Raw genomic sequence first — 22,135 nt, forward strand, 5'->3', positions numbered from 1 at the left:
CGCCCGATCCAGAGGCGCAACGCGATGCTATAACGATAATAAGAAAGCCAGGCAGCCCCGGAGGCCGCATGATTTCCCAACAACAAAGCAACGCCCTTGCCGACAATCCAGCCAGCCCATCCAGTAAGGAACGCCTGACGCTCAGCGGCCTGCTGGCCTGTGAAGCCTTCCTGTTCGCAGCGGTCATCTCAAGCGCCTCCGGCGTGCTGTTCTGGGCGGCGCTGGCCATGATCCCGCCGACGCTAGCCTTCACCTGGATGAGCCGCACCGGAGCACGCCAGGGACGCGGGCTGGGCGCCCTGTTCAAACGCATCAACGGCAAGCAGATTGACCTGCGCGTCAACGCAGCCGATCTTGAGCAGGACGAGGCAAGTCAGGCGTTCGTCAGCCTCAACGAGCGTCTGCGCGGCATCATCATGGAGCTGCAGCTCAACAGCCTGGGCACAGCGCTGGCATCGGCCAACAGCCGCCTGCTGTCAGAGCAGGCGGCGCGGGACGCCAAGGTGCAACAGCAGCTGTCCGAACTGATCTTTCAGGCCAGCGAACAGACCACCAGTGCCCTTCACGACATTTCCAGCCGCGCCACCGGCGTTACCGAAGTCAATTCCCGCAATCTCGACATTGCCCGCCAGTCGCGCCTGCAGATGAACGACGCGCGTAGCCAGATGCAACAGATCAGCAGCGCCATGACCGGCTTCAAGGACAACGTCAACGCACTGAACAACAGCTCGACCCGCATTCGCGAGATTCTCACCACGGTTCAGGATTTCTCCGCCCAAACCAACATGCTGGCCCTCAACGCGGCCATCGAGGCAGCGCGCGCCGGCGAGCAGGGGCGCGGGTTTGCCGTGGTCGCCGATGAGGTGCGCAACCTGTCTGCCAAGGTCGGTAACGCTGCCGACCAGATCAGTCAGCTGATGGAGCAGATGACCTCCGCGATGGCTGGCGCCGATCACCAGACCCAGAACATGCTCGAGCAAACCGAATCAACCGGCATGGCAGTCAGCACCGCAGCAGATCAGTTCGACGCGATGGTTGACGACTTCCAGCGCGCCAATGACGACCTGCTCATGGTCAGCAGCGCGCTGGAACAGCTGACTGCCAGCAATGCCGAGACCCTCAAGCATGGCAGCGAAATTCGTGATCTGAGCCTGACTATCAGTCAGCACATGGAGTCCAGCTTCCGTCAGGCTGACTCGCTGCGCGACAACACCAACCTGGCGCTGCGCGCCCTCGCCGGGTTCCGCCTTGGCGAAGGCCATATGGAGGCAGTGACCGAACTGCTGATGGCCCGTCGTCGCGAAATCGAATCCCGGCTGGACGAAATCGCGGATCGGGGCGTGGACCTGTTCGAGCAAAATTACACAGCCATTCCCAACACCAACCCGCCGAAGCATGATGTGCGCTGGGCAGACGCCTTTATCGAGCGCATTCGTCCCCTGCTGGATGAGTGGGATCAGGGCGGCAAGGATGGCATCGTGTACATGGCGGCGGTGAACGAAAAGGGCTACCTGCCGACCAGTCGCAGCGCGTCCTCACAGCCGCCAACCGGGGACCCGCGCATCGATGCAGCCCGCAGCAATTACAAACGCTTTGCGGTCGCCAGCGAGAGCGACCTGCGCGTGATGAGCAGCTGCACCTACCTGAACATGGGCACCTTCATACTACCCGGCACCAGCACAGTGATCTTCGTACTGTATGTACCACTGTTCGTCAAAGGCCGCCGTTGGGGCACCATGTCTGCTGCGGTGATGCCGGCAGCGCTCGGCGTCTGAACCGGGTCGGGCGCAGGGCGCGGGTCAGGCCAGCCATGAACGCGGCCGCCGCATCGGCCGCCTGCTCGATCAGATCCCGCTGCTCCAGACCGCTCGCCTTGAGCGGTCTGAAGTCATGCTCGCCACCGTCCAGCCAATGCAGACCCAGCGCCGGGTCCAGGTCATACCCCGCAACCTCTTCGGGTTTGCCAAACGGATCACGGGTCCCCTGAACGACAAGGCCGGGGCATTGCAGCACGCCAAGGTGCTCGGTGCGCATACGTTCGGGCTTGCCCGGTGGATGGAACGGATAACCGAAGCAGACAAACCCCGCCGCCCCGACCTCTGCCGCAAGCATGCTGGCAACACGCCCCCCCATCGACTTGCCACCGACAAAGAATCGCCCCTGCAGCTGCGCCGCCTGGAGCCGAAACGCCTGCTCCAGCACGCTCATCGGGTTGGGCGGGCGCTTGCCGCCGGTACGTCGGCGCTCCGCCATGTAGGGAAACTCGAAGCGCAACACGCGCACTCCGCGCGCTGCCAGCGCAGCGGCCAGCAGATTCATGAACGGGCTGTCCATGGGCGCGCCTGCGCCATGAGCGAGCATCAACTGCGCGATCGGTGATGTTGATGGGTCATTAACCAGAAAACCTGAAGCCGTCATCTCTTCCTTCATTTATTTACCTGTCTGAACGGTTGCACCGAAAGCGTGCGACACCATGTCACACACCTGCGAGCGCTGCCGGCTTCACATCTGAAACCAGCATGACTAGTCTCAAGTAGGCGGCGCTGCGCCGGACGCACGACAGGACGACGCAGCACGTTGGACAGCTGTTCCGACCCCATCCGAGGCCGGTCGAAAATACTCGGCACGGTACACGGACGTCGATCGGGAGGCCAGTCCAGAGGCCCTGCAAGGCGCCGTAGCACTGACCTATGTCATTGCAATGAGCGCGGGCTTTCCTCATACTTGCCAGCGCTTTAATACCCATAAACCAACTGCTATCCGTGGAATCTCGCATGAGCACAGCTACCACTCCGACAGCCTATAACTATAAGGTGGTACGCCAGTTCGCCGTCATGACGGTGGTCTGGGGTATCGTGGGCATGGCCATGGGCGTCTTCATTGCGTCCCAACTGGTCTGGCCCGAACTGAATTTTGGCTTGCCGTGGACTACCTTCGGACGCCTGCGTCCGTTGCACACTAACGCGGTCATCTTCGCCTTTGGCGGATGTGCCCTGTTTGCTACCTCCTACTACGTGGTACAGCGTACCTCGCAGGCCCGCCTGGTCTCTGATGGCCTGGCTGCCTTCACGTTCTGGGGCTGGCAGGCAGTCATCGTGCTCGCCGCCATTACCCTGCCGATGGGTCTGACCTCCAGCAAGGAATACGCTGAGCTGGAATGGCCGATCGACATCCTGATTGCTGTCGTCTGGGTCAGCTATGCTCTGGTGTTCTTCGGCACCATCATGAAGCGCAAGATGAAGCACATCTACGTGGGTAACTGGTTCTTCGGTGGCTTCATCCTCACCGTTGCTGTCCTGCACATCGTCAACAGCATGGCGATTCCGGTCAGCCTGACCAAGTCCTACTCCATGTATGCCGGTGCAACGGATGCGATGATTCAGTGGTGGTATGGTCACAACGCGGTTGGTTTCTTCCTGACCGCCGGCTTCCTGGGCATGATGTACTACTTCGTTCCCAAGCAGGCCGAGCGTCCGATCTACTCGTACCGCCTGTCCATCGTGCACTTCTGGGCGCTGATCTCCATCTACATCTGGGCCGGCCCGCACCACCTGCACTACACCGCTCTGCCTGACTGGGCTCAGTCCCTGGGCATGATCATGTCCCTGATTCTGCTGGCTCCCTCCTGGGGCGGTATGATCAACGGCATGATGACCCTGTCCGGCGCCTGGCACAAACTGCGCACCGACCCGATCCTGCGCTTCCTGGTTGTGGCTCTGGCGTTCTACGGCATGTCCACCTTTGAAGGCCCGATGATGGCGATCAAGACCGTCAACGCGCTGTCCCACTACACCGACTGGACCATTGGTCACGTACACGCCGGTGCTCTGGGCTGGGTTGCCATGATCTCCATTGGATCGCTGTACCACCTGATCCCGAAAGTCTTCGGCCGTGAAGCCATGTACAGCACCGCGCTGATCAACACGCACTTCTGGCTGGCGACTATCGGCACCGTGCTGTACATCGTCTCCATGTGGGTCAACGGCATCACCCAGGGCCTGATGTGGCGTGCAGTGAACGTCGACGGCACACCGACCTACTCCTTCGTTGAAGCACTGGAAGCAAGCCACTACGGCTTCATCGTCCGCATGATCGGCGGTGCCTTCTTCCTGATCGGTATGCTGCTGATGGCTTACAACGTTTGGCGTACCGTGCGCCACAGCAAAGCGGCCAACCTCGAAGCCGCCGCACAGACTGCCTGAGGGACGCGTTAAATGAAACTGCATGAAACAGTAGAAAAAAACCTTGGCCTGATGGTCGTTCTGATTGTCATCGCCATCAGCTTCGGCGGTCTGGTTCAGATCGTCCCGCTGTTCTTCCAGCCGGAAACCACCGAGCCGGTAGAAGGCCTGCGCCCCTACACCGCGGTTGAGCTGGAAGGCCGTGACATCTACATCCGCGAAGGCTGCGTTGGCTGCCACTCGCAGATGATCCGTCCGTTCCGTGCCGAGACCGAACGCTATGGTCACTACTCGGTTGCCGGTGAAAGCGTTTGGGATCACCCCTTCCTGTGGGGCTCCAAGCGTACCGGTCCGGACCTGGCCCGTGTCGGCGGTCGTTACTCCGACGACTGGCACCGCGCTCACCTGATCAACCCTCAGGACGTAGTGCCGGAATCCAAGATGCCGCCCTTCCCGTGGCTTCAGGACGCTGTACTTGATGGCAAGTACACCGCCAAGAAGATGGAAGTGCTGCGCAGCATGGGTGTTCCCTATACCGACGACGACATCGCCGGTGCCAAGGAAGCCGTTCAGGGCGTATCCGAAATGGATGCTCTGATCGCTTACCTGCAGCACCTGGGCACTGTCCTGTCGGATCGGTAAGCCACCATGGATAACAGCACTCTCCAGGGTCTCGGCACCGTCTTCGCCATGGCGGCCTTCATCGGCGTTGTGATCTGGGCCTACAGCTCACACAAGAAGAAGGACTTCGACGAAGCCGCTCAGCTGCCGTTTGCCGACGAAGACGAGCACGAGACCTCGGACGAGCAGCATAAAGATGCTAGGAGTAACAAGTAATGACTAATTTCTGGAGCGGGTACATTGTCATTCTGACCCTGACCTGCCTTGGCCTGATTCTCTGGCTGCTGCTGGCCACCCGCAAAACCCAGCGCCCTGGTCCGACCAACGAGACCATGGGCCACAGCTTTGACGGCATTGAGGAATACGACAACCCCCTGCCCCGCTGGTGGTTTGTCCTGTTCGTTCTGACCATGGTGTTTTCTGCGGTCTATCTGTTCCTGTTCCCGGGTCTGGGCAAATGGCCGGGCTACCTGAACTGGACCCAGGAAAGCCAGTACGAAGCGGAAGTAGCGCGCGCTGAAGAGCGTTTCGCCCCTATCTTCGCCAAGTACACCGCCATGCCGGTTGAGGAAGTTGCCAAGGTGCCGGAAGCGGTTGCCATCGGCCAGCGTCTGTTCGCCACCAACTGCTCGGTTTGCCACGGTTCTGACGCACGCGGCGCGTTCGGTTTCCCGAATCTGACCGACAACGACTGGCTGTACGGCGGTGACCCGGAAACCATCAAGACCACCCTGCGTGCGGGCCGCCAGGCTGCAATGCCGGCGTGGCTGGCCGTTATTGGTGAAGACGGTGTTCGCAACGTCTCCGGTTATGTTCGCAGCCTGTCTGGTCTGGAAACCGAAGGCGTCGATCTGGCCGCAGGCAAGACCACCTACACCAACACCTGTGCGGTCTGTCACGGTGGCGGCGGCAAGGGCAACCAGCAACTGGGTGCACCGAACCTGACCGACGACATCTGGCTCTACGGCTCCAGCTTCCTGCAGGTGCAGCAGACCATTCGTTACGGTCGTAACGGCCACATGCCCAGCCAGGCCCACCTGGGCGAGGACAAGATCCACATGCTTGCCTCCTACGTTTACAGCCTGTCCCACAAAGACGCGCAGTAATCGCAGCCTGAGCTGACCAAAACGGGGAGACATTGTCTCCCCGTTTTGCTTTATGACCCAGATCAACAGACCTTGCGCGCGACTACCGGTCGCATTGTTCTGATAGCCCAAGCAGTCTATGTTCTGTACTGAAGGCAAAGTCTGTCCCTACGCGAGGCCAGTCTGCCGAACCATCCTACCTGCCTGATAGGGTTAGCCTGACCATGAGCAAGATCCCTCTCGAAGATGTAACTCCCAAGGTCGAAACCATTGACCTCTACGCCAAACGCGACAAGATCCAGACCCGCTCCTACAAGGGTCTGTTCAAGAACATTCGCCTGATTGGCGTCGGCTTCCTGTTTCTCATGTACTTTGGCACCGTCTGGCTGCCCTGGGGTGATCGTCAGGCCGTGCTTTGGGATCTGCCTGCTCGCCAGTTCCACATTTTTGGCGCTACGTTCCAGCCGGAAGATTTCTTCCTGCTCTCGTTTTTGCTGATTATCTGCGCCTTCGGCCTGTTCTTTATCACCGTGTTCGCCGGCCGCGTCTGGTGCGGTTACACCTGCCCGCAAACCGTCTGGACCTGGATCTTCATGTGGGCCGAGCGTGTTACCGAGGGTGAGCGCAACGCCCGCATCAGGCTCAACAAGGAGCCGATGAGCGCCAACAAGCTGATGCGCAAGGCGGCCAAACACAGTATCTGGCTGGCGGTATCACTGATTACCGCAATTACCTTTGTTGGCTATTTCACCCCTATCCGTGGCCTGTTTGCCGATATCTTCACCCTGCAAATCGCCGGCTGGGCGCTGTTCTGGGTGTTTTTCTTTACCGCTGCGACCTACATCAACGCCGGCTGGATGCGCGAGCAGGTGTGCATCTACATGTGCCCCTATGCACGCTTTCAGAGCGTGATGTTCGATGCCGACACCCTGATCGTGTCCTACGATGCCAAACGCGGCGAACCGCGTGGCTCGCGCAAGAAAGGCGTTGACCCGGCCGAAGTCGGCAAGGGTGACTGTATCGACTGCAACGTCTGCGTACAGGTCTGCCCGACCGGTATCGACATCCGCAACGGTCTGCAGTACGAGTGCATCGGCTGCGCGGCCTGCGTCGACGCCTGTGACGAGATCATGGACAAGATGGAATACCCGCGCGGACTGATTCGCTATACCACCGAGCACGCGCTGGAAGGCAAGAGCACCCATTGGCTGCGCCCTCGCCTGATCGGCTACGGTGCCGCCCTGGTAGCCATGATCTGCCTGTTCATCATCACCGTGGGCAACCTCAGCCAGGTATCGCTGGACATTGAGCGCGACCGCAATGTTCTGTATCGAGAAACCAGTGCCGGTGCTATCGAGAACGTGTACATTGTCAAAATTTTCAACAAGGCACAGACCGAGCGGAGCTATCGAGTCGAGGTTCAGGGGCATCCGGGCCTGCAGCTTGAGCTTCCGGATAACCGTCTGACCGTGGCACCCAGCCGCAAACTGGAACTGCCATTGAACGTGCAGATGGATCCGGTCGAGCTTGCCGGCGCGACCAACATCCCGATCACCTTCACCGTGACGGCAACCGATGATGAAGATGTGCAGGCCGAAGCCGAAAGCCGGTTTATGGCCCCACAGGTTCGCTGACAGATACAGGATCAAGCATGACGCAGCACGACACCTCAGCCTCACCCTGGTACAAGCAGTTCTGGGCGTGGTTCATCATTGCCATTCTCGGCTTTGCCGTAGTGATCGGGATCGGGCTGCTGATGATTGCCGGGCTTAACCCCGACAGTCTGGTCCGCGACAACTATTACAGCGAAGGCAAGGCCATCAACCTGTACCTGGACCAGGACCGCAACGCCAGTGCCATTGGCGTTGCGGCCGAGTTCGGTATTGATGACGTGACCGGCGACATCAGTCTGCAGCTCAGCGGTGAGCTGCAGGCGCTGCCCGCGGGCCTCAAGCTTGACCTGATTTCACCGACACACGCCTCCCGTGACCGCACGGTGATGCTGCGCCAGATTCAGGGCAATACCTACACCGGCCAGCTCGAGAACCGTATCGAGGGGCGCCGCTATGTCGAACTCAGTGATCCGGCCAATGCAGGCGATGACGGCTGGCGCCTGACCGGCGAAGTGCACCTGGCCAAGGGCAAGCAATACCAGCTGACTGCAAAGTAAGGCATGTCCCACCCTACCCCCTGTTACCACTGCGGCGAGCCGGTTCCCTCCGGCGCGCCCTGGCATGTCACCATTCTTGGTGAGCAGCGCCCCATGTGCTGCCCCGGCTGTCAGGCTGTTGCGCAGGCTATCTGCAGCGCCGGCCTGGAGTCCTACTACCGCCACCGCACCGAAACATCGGCCAACCCCGAGGCCATGCCGCGCGCGCTCCAGGATGAGCTGGAACTGTATGACCGCGAGGACGTGCAGCAGCGCTTCGCCCAGCGCGATGGAGAAGAGCAGCAGGCCGTTCTGCTGGTGGAAGGCATCAGCTGCGCTGCCTGTGGCTGGCTGATTGAGCGCCACCTGCGCGCTCAGCCCGGCGTCACCGACGTCGCGCTGAACATGGGCAACCAGCGCCTTAGCCTGCGCTGGAAGGATAACCAAACCCGTCTCTCAGGCCTGCTCAAGAGCCTGCGCAAAATCGGCTACGCTGCTCACCCCTACGAGCCGGACAAGGCCTCAGAACAGATAGCCGCGGAAAACCGCCGTTACCTGCGTCGCCTTGGCCTGGCAGGGCTGCTGTTCATGCAGGTAATGATGGCGACTATGGCGCTGTCCGAGGAGTTTAATCAGGACGTTACCGAGCGCATGGCCGACCTGCTGCGCTGGGCCAGCCTGCTGATGACGACGCCGGTAGTGTTCTACAGCTGCGCGCCCTTCTTTCAGGGCGCCTGGCGCGACCTGCGCAACCGCCGCCTGAGCATGGACGTTTCGGTCTCGCTGGCCATTGGCGGCGCCTACCTGGCCGGCATCTACGCCACCCTGATCGGCAGCGGCGAGGTGTATTTTGACTCGGTCACCATGTTTGCCCTGTTTCTGCTGGCCGGCCGCTATCTGGAGCGGCGCGCGCGCCAGCGCACGGTCGAAAGTACCGCAAAGCTGGTCAATCTGCTGCCGCCCAGCGCCTTGCGCGTCGAGGCCGATGGCAGCACACAACGGATCATGCTTGAAGAGCTGCGTTGCGGTGACGTGGTTGAGGTCAAGCCCGGCGAGAGCATCCCGGCTGACGGCACCATCATCAGCGGCCAGAGCAGTGTCGACGAATCGGCCCTGTCCGGTGAATACCTGCCGATTGCCAAGGCTGCCGGTGATCCGGTGACCGCCGGCACGCTGAATGTCGAAGGACCGCTGCGCCTGCGCATCGATGCACTGGGAGAGCAGACCCGATTGTCCGCCATCGTTCGCCTGCTCGAACGTGCCCAGTCCGACAAGCCGAGGCTCGGCCGTCTTGCCGACGACGTGGCCCAGTACTTCCTGCTCACCGTGCTGCTGGCCGCGGTTGTAGTCGGTGGCGCATGGTGGTGGGCTGCCGACCTGCACACCGCATTCTGGATCGTGCTGGCGATGCTGGTGGCGACATGTCCGTGCGCCCTGTCGCTGGCTACGCCTACTGCGCTGACTACCGCCACAGGCAGCCTGCACAAGCTCGGCCTGCTGATCACCCGCGGGCACGTGCTTGAAGGCCTGCCGCAGGTTCAGACAGTCATCCTGGATAAGACCGGCACCCTGACCGAGGGGCGCATGACCCTAGAACAGATACTGCCCTTCCCCGGCGTCGACGCTGACCAGGCGTTGCGCTGGGCACAAATGCTGGAAAGCCATTCTGAACACCCGATTGCCCGCGCCTTTGGCCGCAGCAGCGAGCAGGCCGAGCACTGCAGCAATGAACCCGGCCACGGACTCGACGGGCGCTGCGAAGGCCGGCCGCTGCGCATTGGCAAACCCGCCTTCGCCATGGCCCTGTCCGGTCAGCCAGAGCCCGAGCGTCCTGCCGGTGACGGCCAATGGTTGCTGCTTGCCGGAGCCGATGGCCCACTGTGCTGGTTCGCGCTCAATGATCGTCTGCGCAGCGACGCGCACGAGCTGATCGACGGGCTCAAGGCCCGTGGATTGCAGATCGTGCTGCTGTCGGGTGACCACCAGCGGGTGGTCGACCGGGTCGCCCGGGAGCTGGGTATTGATGAGGCCATCGGCAACGCTGCCCCGGATGACAAGCTGGCCTTCGTGCAGGCCCGGCAGGCGGCCGGTGAAAAGGTGCTGATGCTTGGTGACGGCGTCAACGATGTGCCGGTGCTGGCCAGCGCCGACATTTCCATTGCCATGGGTAACGCCTCCGATCTGGCCAAGACCAACGCCGATGCGGTATTGCTCGGCAGCCATCTCAGCGCGCTGCTGCAGGCTATGACCATCGCGCGCAAGACCCGCGCGATCATGATCGAGAATCTGGGCTGGGCTACGCTGTATAATCTCGCGGTGCTGCCGCTGGCTGCGTTCGGCTTTGTTACACCGGCCCTCGCCGCCCTTGGCATGTCCCTCAGCTCGCTGCTGGTGGTGCTCAATGCCCTGCGACTCACGCGCATCCGCCCGCCCGTCGCAGCGCAGCACCACAGTGCCCAACCGGAGCCCAGTGCATGACCGTTCTCTACATCCTCGTGCCGATTGCCATCGCCCTGGTGATTACCGCGATCTGGATCTTCAACTGGGCGGTCAATAACGGCCAGTACGATGACCTGGACAGCCCTGCCCACAGCATCCTGTTTGATGACGACGATCCAGCCCACCTCGCCGCCCAGAAGCGCGAAGGCGACGCCGAGCGCGACGACAGCGATCAAGACAAATGAGTGAGCTGCTTGTCGCCCAGCTACTGACTGCACTGGCTCTGGGGCTGCTCGGCGGTGGCCACTGCATCGGCATGTGTGGCGGTCTGATGGGGGCGCTCACCATGGCCATCCCGCCGGCGCAACGACGCGGCTGGCCGCTCTGGCGCCTGTTGCTGGCCTACAACGCCGGGCGCATCGCCAGCTATACCCTGGCCGGTGCCATCATTGGCAGCCTCGGCTGGGCCTTGCATGGTCTGGGCCTGGACCTGATCCTGCGGGGTGTCGCCGGCCTGCTGATGATCGCCATGGGGCTGTATCTGGCCAACTGGTGGTCGGGCCTGACCCGCATCGAAACCATCGGCCGCGGCCTGTGGCGGCAAATCGAACCCCACGCCAGACGTCTGCTGCCTGTGCAGCGTCCCGGCCAGGCCCTGCTGCTCGGCGGCCTGTGGGGCTGGCTTCCCTGCGGCCTGGTCTACAGCACCCTGATCTGGAGCAGCAGCCACGGTGATGCAGCCACCTCGGCACTGCTGATGCTTGCCTTTGGCCTTGGTACCCTGCCGACGTTACTCGCAACCGGCGCTGCTGCTGAACGCCTGACTGCCCTGCTCAGACGTCGCAGCCTGCGGATTGGCGCCGCCCTGATGGTGATCCTGTTCGGCGTCTGGACCCTGCCCGGGCCGCATCAGAAATGGCTGATAGAGCAGCTCAGCCTGCCCACTGCGGCGCAGCACGCCCACGGCTGAACACCTGTTGCAACAAACCCGGGCGTGGCAGCCTTGCCGCGCATGTTGTACGCTTTGTCCATCGACAAACAGAGCCACGACCGTCATGACCGATGCAATCAAACTAAAAGCGCTACCCGAAGCGCACTGCAAGGACTGCAGCCTCGCCGCCATGTGCCTGCCACTGGCGCTGCAGGATCAGGAGCTGGACAGCCTGGACAGCATCGTCAAGCGTGGCCGACCGCTGCGCAAGGGTGAGGTGCTTTTCCGACAGGGTGATTCATTTGACTCCCTGTATGCACTGCGCTCCGGCACCATCAAGACCTTCACCGTTGATGATGCAGGTGTCGAACAGATTACCGGCTTCCATCTGGCCAGTGAGCTGATTGGGCTTTCCGGTATGGACGGTGAGCGCCAGCCGGTTACCGCGGTAGCACTGGAAACCACATCCGTATGTGAAATCCCGTTCGAGCGCCTGGATGATCTGACTGCCAGCATGCCAACCCTGCGCCGCCAGGTAATGCGCCTGATGAGTCGCGAAATCCGTGATGACCAGCAGATGATGATGCTGCTGTCGAAGAAGACTGCGGACGAACGCATTGCTACGCTGCTGATCAACCTGTCGGCGCGTTTCCGTGCCCGGGGATACTCGGCCCGCTCCTTCCGGCTGGCCATGTCGCGTAACGATATCGGCAACTATCTGGGTCTGGCGGTGGAAACCGTATCCCGCGTATTTACCCGCTTCCAGCAACAGGGACTGATCGCCGCCGAGGGCAAGGAAGTAGAGATTCTCAACCACGGCGAGCTGTGTGCGCTGGCTGGCGGCCAGCTCGACTGATTTTCAGGACCTATCGATGATCTTTGACGAATATGCGATCAAGTCGCTGATCCGGCCGGTGCCCGGCTTTCCCAAGGAAGGCGTGACCTTCCGCGACATCACGCCCCTGTTTCAGTCGCCGAAGGGCCTGCGCATGGTGGCCGACAGCCTGATCCAGCGCTATATCGACAGCCCGGTAACCCATATCGGCGCCATTGACGCGCGCGGCTTTCTGATAGGCTCGATCCTGGCCTATGAACTCAATCGTCCTCTGGTGCTGCTGCGCAAGGCCGGCAAGCTGCCAGCCGATACCATCGGCGCCAGCTATGCCACCGAATACGGTGAAGCCACCATGCAGATGCACCGCGACGCCCTCGCCGGCGGTGAGCAGGTACTGCTGCTGGATGATCTGATTGCCACCGGCGGCACCTTCCTCGCCGCGGCCAGCCTGGTTCGCCAATGCGGTGCCAGCGTCTACGAAGCCGCCGCCATTATTGATCTGCCGGATCTGGGTGGCTCGCAGATCATGCAGGACGCAGGTATCCCGACTTACACACTCTGCGCCTTTGCAGAAAACGAGCACTGACATCAAGGGCCCGCCCTGCGGGCCATTATCTCCTCTCCCGAAGACCACCATGAACACAACCCTGGAACTCAACGCGCCCTGGCGCGAGCGTCTGGCCGCCTGGCTGGAACGCCCTCGCTTTCAATACCTCATCACCACCCTGATTCTGATCAACGCAGTGATTCTCGGACTGGAAACCGCACCGGCCCTGATGCAACGCTGGGGGCATGTGCTACGCCTGCTCGATCAACTGATCCTCGGCTGCTTCGTAATCGAGATCGGTCTGCGCTTTATCGCCCACGGCTGGCGACTGTTGCGTGACCCGTGGGGTCTGTTCGACACGCTGGTGATTGCCATTGCACTGGTACCGGCAAGCGGCCCGCTGGCCGTTCTGCGCGCCCTTCGGGTACTGCGGGTGCTGCGCCTGATTTCCATCGTCCCCAGCATGAAGATCGTAGTGCAGTCGCTGCTGTCTTCCCTGCCGGGCATGGGCAGCATCGTTGCGCTGCTGGGCCTGATCTTCTATGTCGCGGCCGTGATCGCGACTCAGCTGTTCGGCAGCCACTTTCCAGAGTGGTTCGGCACGCTGGGCGCCAGCCTGTATACCCTGTTCCAGGTGATGACACTGGAGAGCTGGTCGATGGGCATCGTGCGACCGGTGATGGAGGAGTTTCCCTACGCCTGGCTGTATTTTGTGCCATTCATTCTGATCGCTACCTTCATGATGCTGAACCTGTTTATTGCGGTCATTGTGGATGCCATCCAGCATCAGCGGGAAGCCAACAGCAGCGCCGAGCCAGAGGTCGAACACCACTCGACACAGGCGCTGCTGAGCGAACTGCAAGCCCTGCGCAGCGAGCTTCAGGAACTGCGCAAACAGCTGCCACCGCGCGACTGAGATCCCACCCCGATATGATCGGGGTGGTGCTCACTGCGGGCTTTGCATATCATCAGGCGGCAAACAATAACAAACGCCGCGACGCCTGCTTGGTGATCTGCGGCACCTGAGTCGAGGACGTGCCATGAGCAGCCTGCCACCGGACACCCGGTTATTGCTGATTGATGACCATCAGATCTACCTGGATGGCCTGAGCCTGACGCTCGGCTCGCTGTGTGAGGGAGTCAAGCTTGATCACGCCCGCAATGCTGCCGAAGCCCTGCAACTGGTCAGGGAATACCCCTATGACCTGATCCTGCTCGATCTGCAACTGCCGGACAGCAGCGGCCTGTCGCTGATGCAGAAGTTGCGGGCCGCGGACGCCATGGTGCCTATCGCCATCCTCAGCGCCAGCAACAGCCCCAGCGATCTGGAGGCTGCCCTGCAGCTGGGCGCGGCCGGCTTCATCAGCAAGACAACCGACGGCAAGACCCTGCTGGACGCTGTAACCCAACTGTTGTACGGCGCCCAGGTGGTGATCGGCGACACCGCACTGAAAATTGACCGCCAGACCAGTGCCCGAGAAGTCGGCATCACGCCACGCCAGCTTGAGATACTGGACCTGCTCGCCGAGGGGCTGCCGAACAAGGTGATATGCCAGCGTCTTTCACTGTCGGAAGATACCGTCAAAACCCACCTCAAGGCGCTGTTCTCCTCACTGGACTGCCACAACCGAACCGAGTGTGTCACTCAGGCTCGCAAGCTCGGCCTGGTGAGTTTCTAGCACCGGAACGGGCATCCGCAGCGGACCGGCCAGCATGCTCCAGCATCTCGTGAACCAGCCGGCGCAGGCGCGCCGGCAGCACCGGCTTGTTGAGCAAATGCAGGTCGGCCAGGCGCGCTGACTCCACCAGATCATCCGACGTATCGGCCGTTACCAGCGCTGCCGGACCGCCAAAGATGCCCCGTTCACGCAGCTGCCGGATCAACTCAAGACCATTCAGCTCGCCTTCGAGTCGATAGTCACTGAGCACCACGTCCACACCTGCTGTACCGAGTTCGGCCAGCGCCTCATCGGCGCTGGAAAACGCCCAGACCACACAGCCCCAGCTCGACAGCAGCGACTGCATCGCCTCCCGGCTGACCCGGTCATTCTCAATCAGTGCCACCTGCCCATGCAGATTGGGCACAACAGCCTGCATGGGCTCCTCGGGCTGAGCCTGCCACTCGCCGACGGGCACCTCGACCCAGAAGCAGGCACCCTCCCCTGGGCGCGAATTCACCCCGGAGGGGTACTGCAGCAGGTGCAAGATCTGACGACATATACTGAGCCCAAGGCCAACGCCCTTGTCGAGCGTTCGAGCCGGGTTGCGCAACTGGGTGAACTCCTCGAAGATCCGCTCCTGGTCGGCCTCCTCCAGGCCGCAGCCGTTATCGATTACCGCGATCCGCAGATGATCCTCATTGCGGCTCACCTCAACGCGTACCACTGAGGCATCGGCATGCAGCAGCGCATTGTTCAGATAGTTGCGCAGCAGCCGCTCAAGCAGCAACGTGTCACTGCGCACCGCGAGATAAGGTGCACAGTGCAACTCGAGTTGAATTCCCCGCCGCAGGGCAACACTGTCCAGACTGGCAATCAGCCGCTGCAGCCAGGGCGCCAGGTTGAAGGAGCGTATCTGGGGGCGCACCATACCGACACTCAGCCGCGAGATGTCCAGCAGCGAGTTGAGCATGGCCTGCAGCAACTGGGTCGAGTCGCTCAGGCGCCCGACCGTGCGCTGTGCCTCGCCATTAAGCGGCTGCTCCTGCAAATGCTGAATGAACAGAAGCATGGCATGCAGCGGCTGACGCAGGTCATGGCTGGCGGTCGCCAGAAAGTGCGTTTTGCTCTGACTCTCGCGTTCGGCGCGGCGGCGGGCGGCTTCCAGCAACTGCTCGTTGAGATAGGCACGACGCTGCATATACTCGTAAAGATAGGTGCCGAGCGAGCCCATGACCGCGAAATTGGACAGGAAAATGCCATCGGAAATCAGCATCCTTGCCGGCGCACTCATCATCATCTCGGCAAACAGATAACTCAGCACGATAGTCCAGGAACCCAGCACGGCATGCCGCATCGGCAGGGCCAGCAGAAACATCCCGGACAGCAGAACCAGATACAGGCCGTCGTGGGTGACCCGAATGGAAACCTCAGCGGCACGGGCCATGGTAATCACCATGGCCACCATGATACCGACACAGATGTACCCCACCGTCGCCATCGCAAAGGCATAGCGAGGAGGCACCCTTCCGGGTCGGTTGGAATACCAGATGGCAAAACAGATCACGCCCAGGCCAACAGCGCGAATACTCAGCGTGTACGTTGCAAGCTCCGGGGGCAGATAGACGTAATCCAGCCACATGAAAAGCAACATGAACACGATGGACGAGGTCGCCACGACCACGACCCGACTCGCCATCTTGGCATGCAGATAATGCTGAAATGCGTCTTCAATCGTCTTGCTGAAGCGCAGCCGCCTCAAGCCCCGCTGCTCGGCCAGAAAGGCCGGCTCATCAATCGGAGCAGAACTGCTCCGGGAGGTCGATTCCTGCATGGTTCAAAGCCCATTGTTGTTATGAATACAGCCGTTATGACGACCCGTTATATGCGACGAGCCGCAGCATTCAAAATAATTTAAAAACAACGTATTACCGGAAAAAACTGCCGCTATGCTTTAAAACATGACGGTAACCTACAGGACGTAAACCGATGTCCGCCATTGCAGCACCGCATACACATGAGCAGCCCGCACAGGGTGCAGCCTTCAACCTCTTTCAACTCGGTGATACGGCCACTCTGCAGCAAAACATCCTGCAGCCAACCCTCGACTACCTCGGCATCAGCTGCCAGCACACCGGCCAGCTGCTGCTGGGCACCCTGCTCTGCACTGCTCGCCTGCCCGAGGCCAAGCGCGTCGAGCTGGCTATCGGCCCCTATGGTATCAGCCCCCGACTGCACACCCGCCTGTGGGACGAGTATCTGGCCCGGCAACCCGATCTGGCCAGCCGCATCAGAGGCCTCGCCAGCCAGCACTGCTTTCTGCGCGACCCGCATGCGGAGCTCGGCTACAACCTGGCTTACGCCACCGCGATAGCCTGGCTGGTGTACCAGCATCAGCAGCTGCGACTGCCCGAGCACTGCGACCCCGCTAGCCTAGCGCGAATCTGGGAGACCTCCTACCCCCATCGGGGTGGGCAGGCGAGCGACTTCCTGCAGGCCTGGCGGCAGGCATTTCGACAGCGTTGCAAAGCGCGAAACTGAGCCATCTATAGCGCACTATCAACCAGGCCGGGGTCAGCTTGACCGCGGCCTGTACACAGGGGCATTGTGCCGGACACGGTCGTCTGCGGACGACACCGGCATCCACCTGGTCAAAGGAAAACAACAATGCCCCAGACAGCAAACGTCAATCGCCAGATCCTTCTTGCCTCCCGCCCAGTCGGCGCACCAACGGCGGCCAACTTCCAGATGGTTGAATCCCCAGTGCCCACGCCTGTCCCGGGGCAGATGCTACTGCGCAACCGCTGGATGTCGCTTGACCCCTACATGCGCGGGCGCATGAGCGACGCCAAGTCCTACGCCGACCCGGTGCCGGTTGGCGGCGTGATGACCTGCGGCACGGTCAGCGAGGTCATCGCCTCGGAACTCGACGGTTATAAGGTCGGCGATCTGGTGATGTGCTTTGCCTCCGGCTGGCAGGACTACACCCTGTCCGACGGCAGCATGGTGTTCCGCCTTGATCCGAACATGGCTGAACCGTCGCTGGCACTCGGCGTGCTGGGCATGCCCGGTTTTACCGGCTATATGGGCCTGACCGACATCGGCCAGCCCAAGCCGGGTGAAACCGTCGTAGTTGGCGCGGCCACCGGCCCGGTCGGCACCGTGGTCGGCCAGGTTGCCAAGCTGATGGGCTGCCGAGCAGTTGGCGTAGCCGGTGGCGCGGAGAAGTGTGACTACGCCGTGAAGGAACTGGGCTTTGACGCCTGCATCGACCACAAGGACCCGGCGCTGGCCGAGAAGCTGGCGGCCGCCTGCCCGGATGGTATCGATGTGTACTTCGAGAACGTTGGAGGCAAGGTGTTTGACGCCGTCATGCCGCTGCTCAACGCCCACGCGCGCATCCCGCTGTGCGGTCTGATTGCCCAGTACAACATGACCTCGCTGCCGGACGGCCCGGACCGCATGCCGCAACTGATGCGCCTGATGCTGAGCCAGCGTATCCGCATGCAGGGTTTCATCATTTTCGACAACTACGGCCATTGCTACCCGGACTTCCTCAAGGCGATGACGCCCTGGGTGGCCGAAGGCAAGGTGCGGGTCAAGGAAGATCGCGTAGACGGTCTGGAGAACGCGCCGGAGGCCTTCATGGGCCTGCTCGAAGGCAAGAATTTCGGCAAGCTGGTGGTCAAGATCGCCGACTGATCAGCCCCTCTGCCCGTCTCAGGACGGGCAGACTTCCCGCTCGGCCGTGTTGAGTTCCTCTAGATAAGCGGCCAGTCGTGCCTGCTGGTCCGCACTGAGGTGCAAGCCCAGTTTGCTGCGCCGCCAGAGCAGCGTTTCGGCATCCCGCGCCCACTCGTGTTCACGCAGGTATTTCACCTCGCGCTCGGTCAACCCGGCGCCAAAGTCCTCGCCCATGTCCGGCGCACAGCGCATGCCACGCAGGAACACCCGGCACAGGGTGCCGTAACTGCGCACGTAACGCGCAATCTGCTCCTCCGCCAGCCAGCGAAACTCGGCACGCAACTGCGCATGCAGGCTGGCCTGCGACTCGAAGTCACCACCAATCAGCGCATGCTCGGCTGTCCAGGCCTTGCCGGCCTCCGGAAACCAGCGGGCCAGCTGATCCATTGCATTCTCGGCCAACCGCCGATAGGTCGTCAGCTTGCCACCAAAAACAGCGAGCAGCGGCGCCTGGCCGATCTCGCCGTCCAATGTCAGGCTGTAGTCGCGACTGACTTCCGAGGGTTTCGCGGTGTCGGTGCTGATCAGCGGCCGGACCCCGGCAAAGCTATGCACCACATCCTCGGCACGCAACTGACGCTTGAAGTGGGCATTGACCACGCTGATCAGGTAGTCGACCTCAGACGCATCCGGCTCGACCACCGATGGATCACCCTGAAAGTCGACGTCGGTGGTGCCGATTAGCGAAAACTGCCCTTCGTAGGGCAGCACAAACACGATGCGCTTGTCTTCGTTCTGCAGGATGTAGGCTTCCTTGCCGCGGTGAATCTGCGGCACTACGATATGGCTGCCCTTGACCAGCCGCACGCCGTGCGGCGAACGCTGGTCAACCACCCGCTCCATGACCCGCGCCGCCCAGGGCCCGGAGGCATTGACCAGCGCCCGTGCGGTCACCCGTTCAAGCTTTCCGTCAGGGCCCAGCAGGTCGATTTCCCAGAGATCGTTACGACGCCTCGCCGACTCGCAGCGGGTATGCAGGCGAATGTCAGCGCCCAGGCTGGCCGCCTGCACCGCATTCAACGCAACCAGGCGCGAATCATCTGCCCAGCAGTCGGAATATTCGAACGCGTGACTGATCACCGGATTGAGAATGCCCTGCCCGTTCAGCTCCAGCGCTTTGGAGCGCGGCAGAGTGATCCCCCGGTGCAGATGGTCGTAGAGAAACAACCCCGCACGCAGCATCCAGCGCGGACGCAAATGGGGTCGGTGCGGCAGCACAAAGCGCAGCGACCAGATCAGGTGCGGTGCCTTGGCCATCAGCACCTCGCGCTCGCCCAGCGCCTCGCGCACCAAACGAAAATCGAACTGTTCGAGGTAGCGCAGCCCCCCGTGCACCAGCTTGCTGCTGGCCGACGAGGTATGGGCGGCAAGGTCGTGCTGCTCGCACAACAGCACCGAAAGCCCCCTGCCTGCCGCATCCACCGCGATGCCACTGCCATTGATACCGCCACCAATGACGACCAGATCCACTAGTTTGGAGGATCTTGTTTGCGCGGCTTGGCGCTCATCCGGATGGGGTGGCAGCATGGGGGCTCCTTTGTTATTCGTTTTTAACCGCACGCAGCAGTGTGCAACGAGGACTGTGTCAGCGACAAGACACCCGCTGTGACGGTGCACTCAGTATGCACCCGCCCCTTGGCCGTTTCCCGCGCGCGGTTTACCCTTGGGAAGCACTGTTTTCTCAAAGTACCGCGGACGCGACATGACTCCTGCCACCAAACTGCTCGACAAGGCCAAGGTTGCCTATCAGTTACATCGCTACACCCACGATCCTCAGGCAGAGTCTTACGGCACCGAAGCCGCCGACAAGCTAGGGCTGGAGCACGGGCGCGTATTCAAGACCCTGCTGGCCGCCACCGAAACCGGCGAACTGCTGGTCGCCGTAGTGCCGGTCTCCGACAAACTGAACCTCAAGGCGCTCGCCACTGCCGCCGGGGCCAAGAAAACCGCGATGGCGGATCCCGCCGCCGCCCAGCGCAGCACCGGCTATCTGGTCGGCGGCATCAGTCCGCTCGGGCAGAAAAAACGCCTGCGCACCTTTATCGACGCCAGCGCTGCCAACTGGCCCAGCATGTACATCAGTGGCGGCCGCCGTGGGCTCGAAATCGAACTTGCGGCAGCCGATTTGCAACAACAGACCAGCGCCCTGCTCTACGAGCTGTGCCGCGACTGACCACTTCCAGACAAAACCAATAACAGGACACCTCCATGGCCAAGCCGATCCTCGCCATCGACCAGGGCACCACCAGCAGCCGCGCCATTTTGTTCAGCGCAAGCGGCCGCCCAGAGCACGTTGCCCAGCAGGAATTCGCCCAGCACTTTCCGAACGACGGCTGGGTGGAACACGATGGCGAAGAGATCTGGAGTTCAACGCTCGCGGTCTGCCGCGAGGTGCTGGAAAAAGCCGGCATCAGCGCCAGCGAGGTAGCCGGGATCGGCATCACCAACCAGCGCGAAACCACCCTGGTGTGGGACGCCGCCAGCGGCGAGCTGCTCTATCGCGCCATTGTCTGGCAGGATCGCCGCACCGCCAGCTACTGTGCCGAACTCAAGGCCGCCGGCCATGAGGCGATGATCAGCGAGCGCACCGGATTGCTGATCGACCCCTACTTCTCCGCAACCAAGCTGCGCTGGATTCTGGACAATGTGCCGGGCGCACGCGCGCGCGCCGAGCGCAATGAGCTGCGTTTCGGCACCGTAGACTGCTTCCTGCTCTGGCGTCTGACCGGCGGCAAGGTCCACCGCACCGACGCCACCAACGCCTCGCGCACCATGCTGTTCAATATCCATACCCAGCAATGGGATGACGACCTGCTGCAATTGCTCGATATTCCGGCCAGCCTGCTGCCCGAGGTGATGGACAGCGCCGCCGACTTTGGCCAGACCGCGCCCGAGGTGCTCGGTGCCAGCATCCCGGTCTGCGGTATCGCCGGCGATCAGCAGGCTGCGCTGATCGGTCAGGCCTGCTTCGAGCCGGGTATGGTCAAGAGCACCTACGGCACCGGCTGCTTTATGGTGATGAACACCGGCAGCACGCCGATCCGCTCGCAAAACCGTTTGCTGACCACCGTAGGCTACCGGCTCAACGGCCAGACCAGCTATGCGCTGGAAGGCAGTATTTTCGTCGCCGGCGCCGCCATCCAGTGGCTACGCGACGGTCTCAAGCTGATCCAGCACGCGGGCGAAACCGAAGCCCTCGCCCGCCAGGCTGGTGAGCACACCGGTGTCTATCTGGTGCCCGCCTTTACCGGCCTGGGCGCGCCCTACTGGGACCCGACCGCACGCGGCGCGATCTTCGGCCTGACTCGCGATACCGGCATCGCCCAGATCGTCGCGGCTGGCCTGCAATCGGTCTGTTTCCAGACCCGCGACCTGCTCGAAGCCATGCAGGCCGATGGCGCACAGAGCACAGCCGCCCTGCGTGTGGACGGCGGCATGGTGATCAACAACTGGGTGGTACAGGAGCTGGCCAATATCCTGGGCGTCACCGTCGACCGCCCGCAGGTCACCGAAACCACGGCGCTCGGTGCGGCCTATCTGGCCGGCCTGCAGCTCGGCATATTCAAAGACCTCGACGATATCGCCAGCCACTGGGCCTGCGAGCGCACCTTCGCGCCCGAGATGGCGGAAACCCAGCGCGATGCCTTGTATGAAGGCTGGCTGGATGCGATTCGGCGGGTGCGGGAGTAATAACGCCGCATACCACGCCCCCCGCAACGATCGGCGCAAGGTACATCCGCTCGGGCACAGCATGCTGTGCCCCTACACAAAGATCGGCGTGACACACACCGCAGGGGCGCGGTACGCCGTGCCCGGGGTGACGATTGCACACCCTTCAACACCCCCGAAGAACCCACGCAGCCCGCTCGGGCTCAGCATGCCGAGCCCCTACACAAAGATCGGCGTGACACACACCGCAGGGGCGCGGTACGCCGTGCCCGGGGG

The 22,135-nt window shown here is 62.0% G+C and carries 21 protein-coding genes; 18 read left to right on the forward strand and 3 right to left on the reverse strand.

The features are described 5' to 3' along the window. Positions 1 to 68: 68 nt before the first annotated feature. Positions 69 to 1,775, forward strand: a complete 1,707-nt coding sequence (locus tag AC13EY_RS07570) for a methyl-accepting chemotaxis protein (RefSeq protein WP_233048150.1) — start codon at positions 69 to 71, stop codon at positions 1,773 to 1,775. Here the strand turns inward: AC13EY_RS07570 and AC13EY_RS07575 are convergent. Next, positions 1,714 to 2,430, reverse strand: a complete 717-nt coding sequence (locus AC13EY_RS07575; RefSeq protein WP_482876631.1) for an alpha/beta family hydrolase — start codon at positions 2,428 to 2,430, stop codon at positions 1,714 to 1,716. The two genes, AC13EY_RS07570 and AC13EY_RS07575, sit on opposite strands and share 62 nt — an antisense overlap. Before the next feature lie 344 nt (positions 2,431 to 2,774). On the opposite strand from AC13EY_RS07575, the gene ccoN reads away from it, so the two are divergent. The 13 genes from ccoN (at position 2,775) to AC13EY_RS07640 (ending at position 14,467) form a co-directional block, all read left to right on the forward strand. Beyond that, on the forward strand, positions 2,775 to 4,202 hold the full coding sequence (gene ccoN, locus AC13EY_RS07580) for a cytochrome-c oxidase, cbb3-type subunit I (RefSeq protein ID WP_228247385.1): 1,428 nt from the start codon (positions 2,775 to 2,777) through the stop codon (positions 4,200 to 4,202). Between the two features lie 12 nt (positions 4,203 to 4,214). After that, positions 4,215 to 4,823 carry a cytochrome-c oxidase, cbb3-type subunit II gene (gene ccoO / locus AC13EY_RS07585; protein WP_228247384.1) on the forward strand — a complete coding sequence of 203 codons (609 nt, stop codon included), beginning with the start codon at positions 4,215 to 4,217 and terminating at the stop codon, positions 4,821 to 4,823. Between the two features lie 6 nt (positions 4,824 to 4,829). Further along, positions 4,830 to 5,018, forward strand: coding sequence for a cbb3-type cytochrome oxidase subunit 3 (locus tag AC13EY_RS07590; protein WP_228247383.1), 189 nt, complete (start codon positions 4,830 to 4,832; stop codon positions 5,016 to 5,018). Then, positions 5,018 to 5,908, forward strand: coding sequence for a cytochrome-c oxidase, cbb3-type subunit III (gene ccoP, locus AC13EY_RS07595; protein ID WP_482876630.1), 891 nt, complete (start codon positions 5,018 to 5,020; stop codon positions 5,906 to 5,908). Before AC13EY_RS07590 ends, ccoP begins: the two co-directional genes overlap by 1 nt. A gap of 203 nt (positions 5,909 to 6,111) precedes the next feature. Next, positions 6,112 to 7,521: a cytochrome c oxidase accessory protein CcoG gene (gene ccoG / locus AC13EY_RS07600; protein ID WP_228247381.1), complete on the forward strand. Its 1,410-nt coding sequence runs from the start codon at positions 6,112 to 6,114 to the stop codon at positions 7,519 to 7,521. 17 nt (positions 7,522 to 7,538) lie between these two features. Beyond that, entirely contained in the window at positions 7,539 to 8,057 is a 519-nt protein-coding gene (locus AC13EY_RS07605; RefSeq protein WP_228247380.1) for a FixH family protein, read from the forward strand. Between the two features lie 3 nt (positions 8,058 to 8,060). Continuing rightward, positions 8,061 to 10,514: a heavy metal translocating P-type ATPase gene (locus AC13EY_RS07610; protein ID WP_482876627.1), complete on the forward strand. Its 2,454-nt coding sequence runs from the start codon at positions 8,061 to 8,063 to the stop codon at positions 10,512 to 10,514. Further along, the gene (gene ccoS, locus AC13EY_RS07615; protein ID WP_228247378.1) at positions 10,511 to 10,720 is read left to right on the forward strand and encodes a cbb3-type cytochrome oxidase assembly protein CcoS; all 210 of its coding nucleotides are present in this window, start codon (positions 10,511 to 10,513) and stop codon (positions 10,718 to 10,720) included. The genes AC13EY_RS07610 and ccoS overlap by 4 nt, the downstream gene beginning before the upstream one ends. Beyond that, positions 10,717 to 11,445 carry a sulfite exporter TauE/SafE family protein gene (locus tag AC13EY_RS07620; protein ID WP_228247377.1) on the forward strand — a complete coding sequence of 243 codons (729 nt, stop codon included), beginning with the start codon at positions 10,717 to 10,719 and terminating at the stop codon, positions 11,443 to 11,445. Before ccoS ends, AC13EY_RS07620 begins: the two co-directional genes overlap by 4 nt. 85 nt (positions 11,446 to 11,530) lie before the next feature. Beyond that, the gene (gene fnr / locus AC13EY_RS07625) at positions 11,531 to 12,262 is read left to right on the forward strand and encodes a fumarate/nitrate reduction transcriptional regulator Fnr (RefSeq protein ID WP_088273810.1); all 732 of its coding nucleotides are present in this window, start codon (positions 11,531 to 11,533) and stop codon (positions 12,260 to 12,262) included. Between the two features lie 16 nt (positions 12,263 to 12,278). Beyond that, complete coding sequence (locus AC13EY_RS07630; RefSeq protein WP_228247376.1) at positions 12,279 to 12,827, forward strand: adenine phosphoribosyltransferase; 549 nt, start codon at positions 12,279 to 12,281, stop codon at positions 12,825 to 12,827. 49 nt (positions 12,828 to 12,876) lie between these two features. Continuing rightward, positions 12,877 to 13,704 carry an ion transporter gene (locus AC13EY_RS07635; protein ID WP_228247375.1) on the forward strand — a complete coding sequence of 276 codons (828 nt, stop codon included), beginning with the start codon at positions 12,877 to 12,879 and terminating at the stop codon, positions 13,702 to 13,704. 124 nt (positions 13,705 to 13,828) lie between these two features. After that, positions 13,829 to 14,467 carry a response regulator gene (locus AC13EY_RS07640; protein ID WP_228247374.1) on the forward strand — a complete coding sequence of 213 codons (639 nt, stop codon included), beginning with the start codon at positions 13,829 to 13,831 and terminating at the stop codon, positions 14,465 to 14,467. Here the strand turns inward: AC13EY_RS07640 and AC13EY_RS07645 are convergent. After that, positions 14,430 to 16,280, reverse strand: a complete 1,851-nt coding sequence (locus AC13EY_RS07645; protein WP_228247373.1) for an ATP-binding response regulator — start codon at positions 16,278 to 16,280, stop codon at positions 14,430 to 14,432. The two genes, AC13EY_RS07640 and AC13EY_RS07645, sit on opposite strands and share 38 nt — an antisense overlap. 155 nt (positions 16,281 to 16,435) lie before the next feature. Here AC13EY_RS07645 and AC13EY_RS07650 point away from each other — a divergent pair, with 155 nt between their 5' ends. Together AC13EY_RS07650 and AC13EY_RS07655 are read left to right on the forward strand one after the other, a co-directional pair. Continuing rightward, positions 16,436 to 16,987, forward strand: coding sequence for a hypothetical protein (locus AC13EY_RS07650; RefSeq protein ID WP_269687107.1), 552 nt, complete (start codon positions 16,436 to 16,438; stop codon positions 16,985 to 16,987). A gap of 126 nt (positions 16,988 to 17,113) precedes the next feature. Further along, a complete protein-coding gene (locus AC13EY_RS07655; protein WP_269687106.1) occupies positions 17,114 to 18,148 on the forward strand; it encodes an NADP-dependent oxidoreductase in 1,035 nt (344 codons plus the stop codon). A gap of 18 nt (positions 18,149 to 18,166) precedes the next feature. Here AC13EY_RS07655 and glpD read toward each other — a convergent pair whose 3' ends face one another. After that, positions 18,167 to 19,717 (reverse strand): glycerol-3-phosphate dehydrogenase, encoded by a 1,551-nt coding sequence (glpD, locus tag AC13EY_RS07660; protein WP_269687105.1) that lies wholly within the window; start codon positions 19,715 to 19,717, stop codon positions 18,167 to 18,169. Positions 19,718 to 19,892: 175 nt separating this feature from the next. On the opposite strand from glpD, the gene ybaK reads away from it, so the two are divergent. Together ybaK and glpK are read left to right on the forward strand one after the other, a co-directional pair. Further along, positions 19,893 to 20,363, forward strand: coding sequence for a Cys-tRNA(Pro) deacylase (gene ybaK, locus AC13EY_RS07665; protein WP_482876624.1), 471 nt, complete (start codon positions 19,893 to 19,895; stop codon positions 20,361 to 20,363). Between the two features lie 35 nt (positions 20,364 to 20,398). Next, a complete protein-coding gene (gene glpK / locus AC13EY_RS07670; protein ID WP_228247368.1) occupies positions 20,399 to 21,880 on the forward strand; it encodes a glycerol kinase GlpK in 1,482 nt (493 codons plus the stop codon). Positions 21,881 to 22,135: the final 255 nt, after the last annotated feature.

The sequence above is a fragment of the Halopseudomonas sp. L-58 genome, from assembly GCF_056859475.1.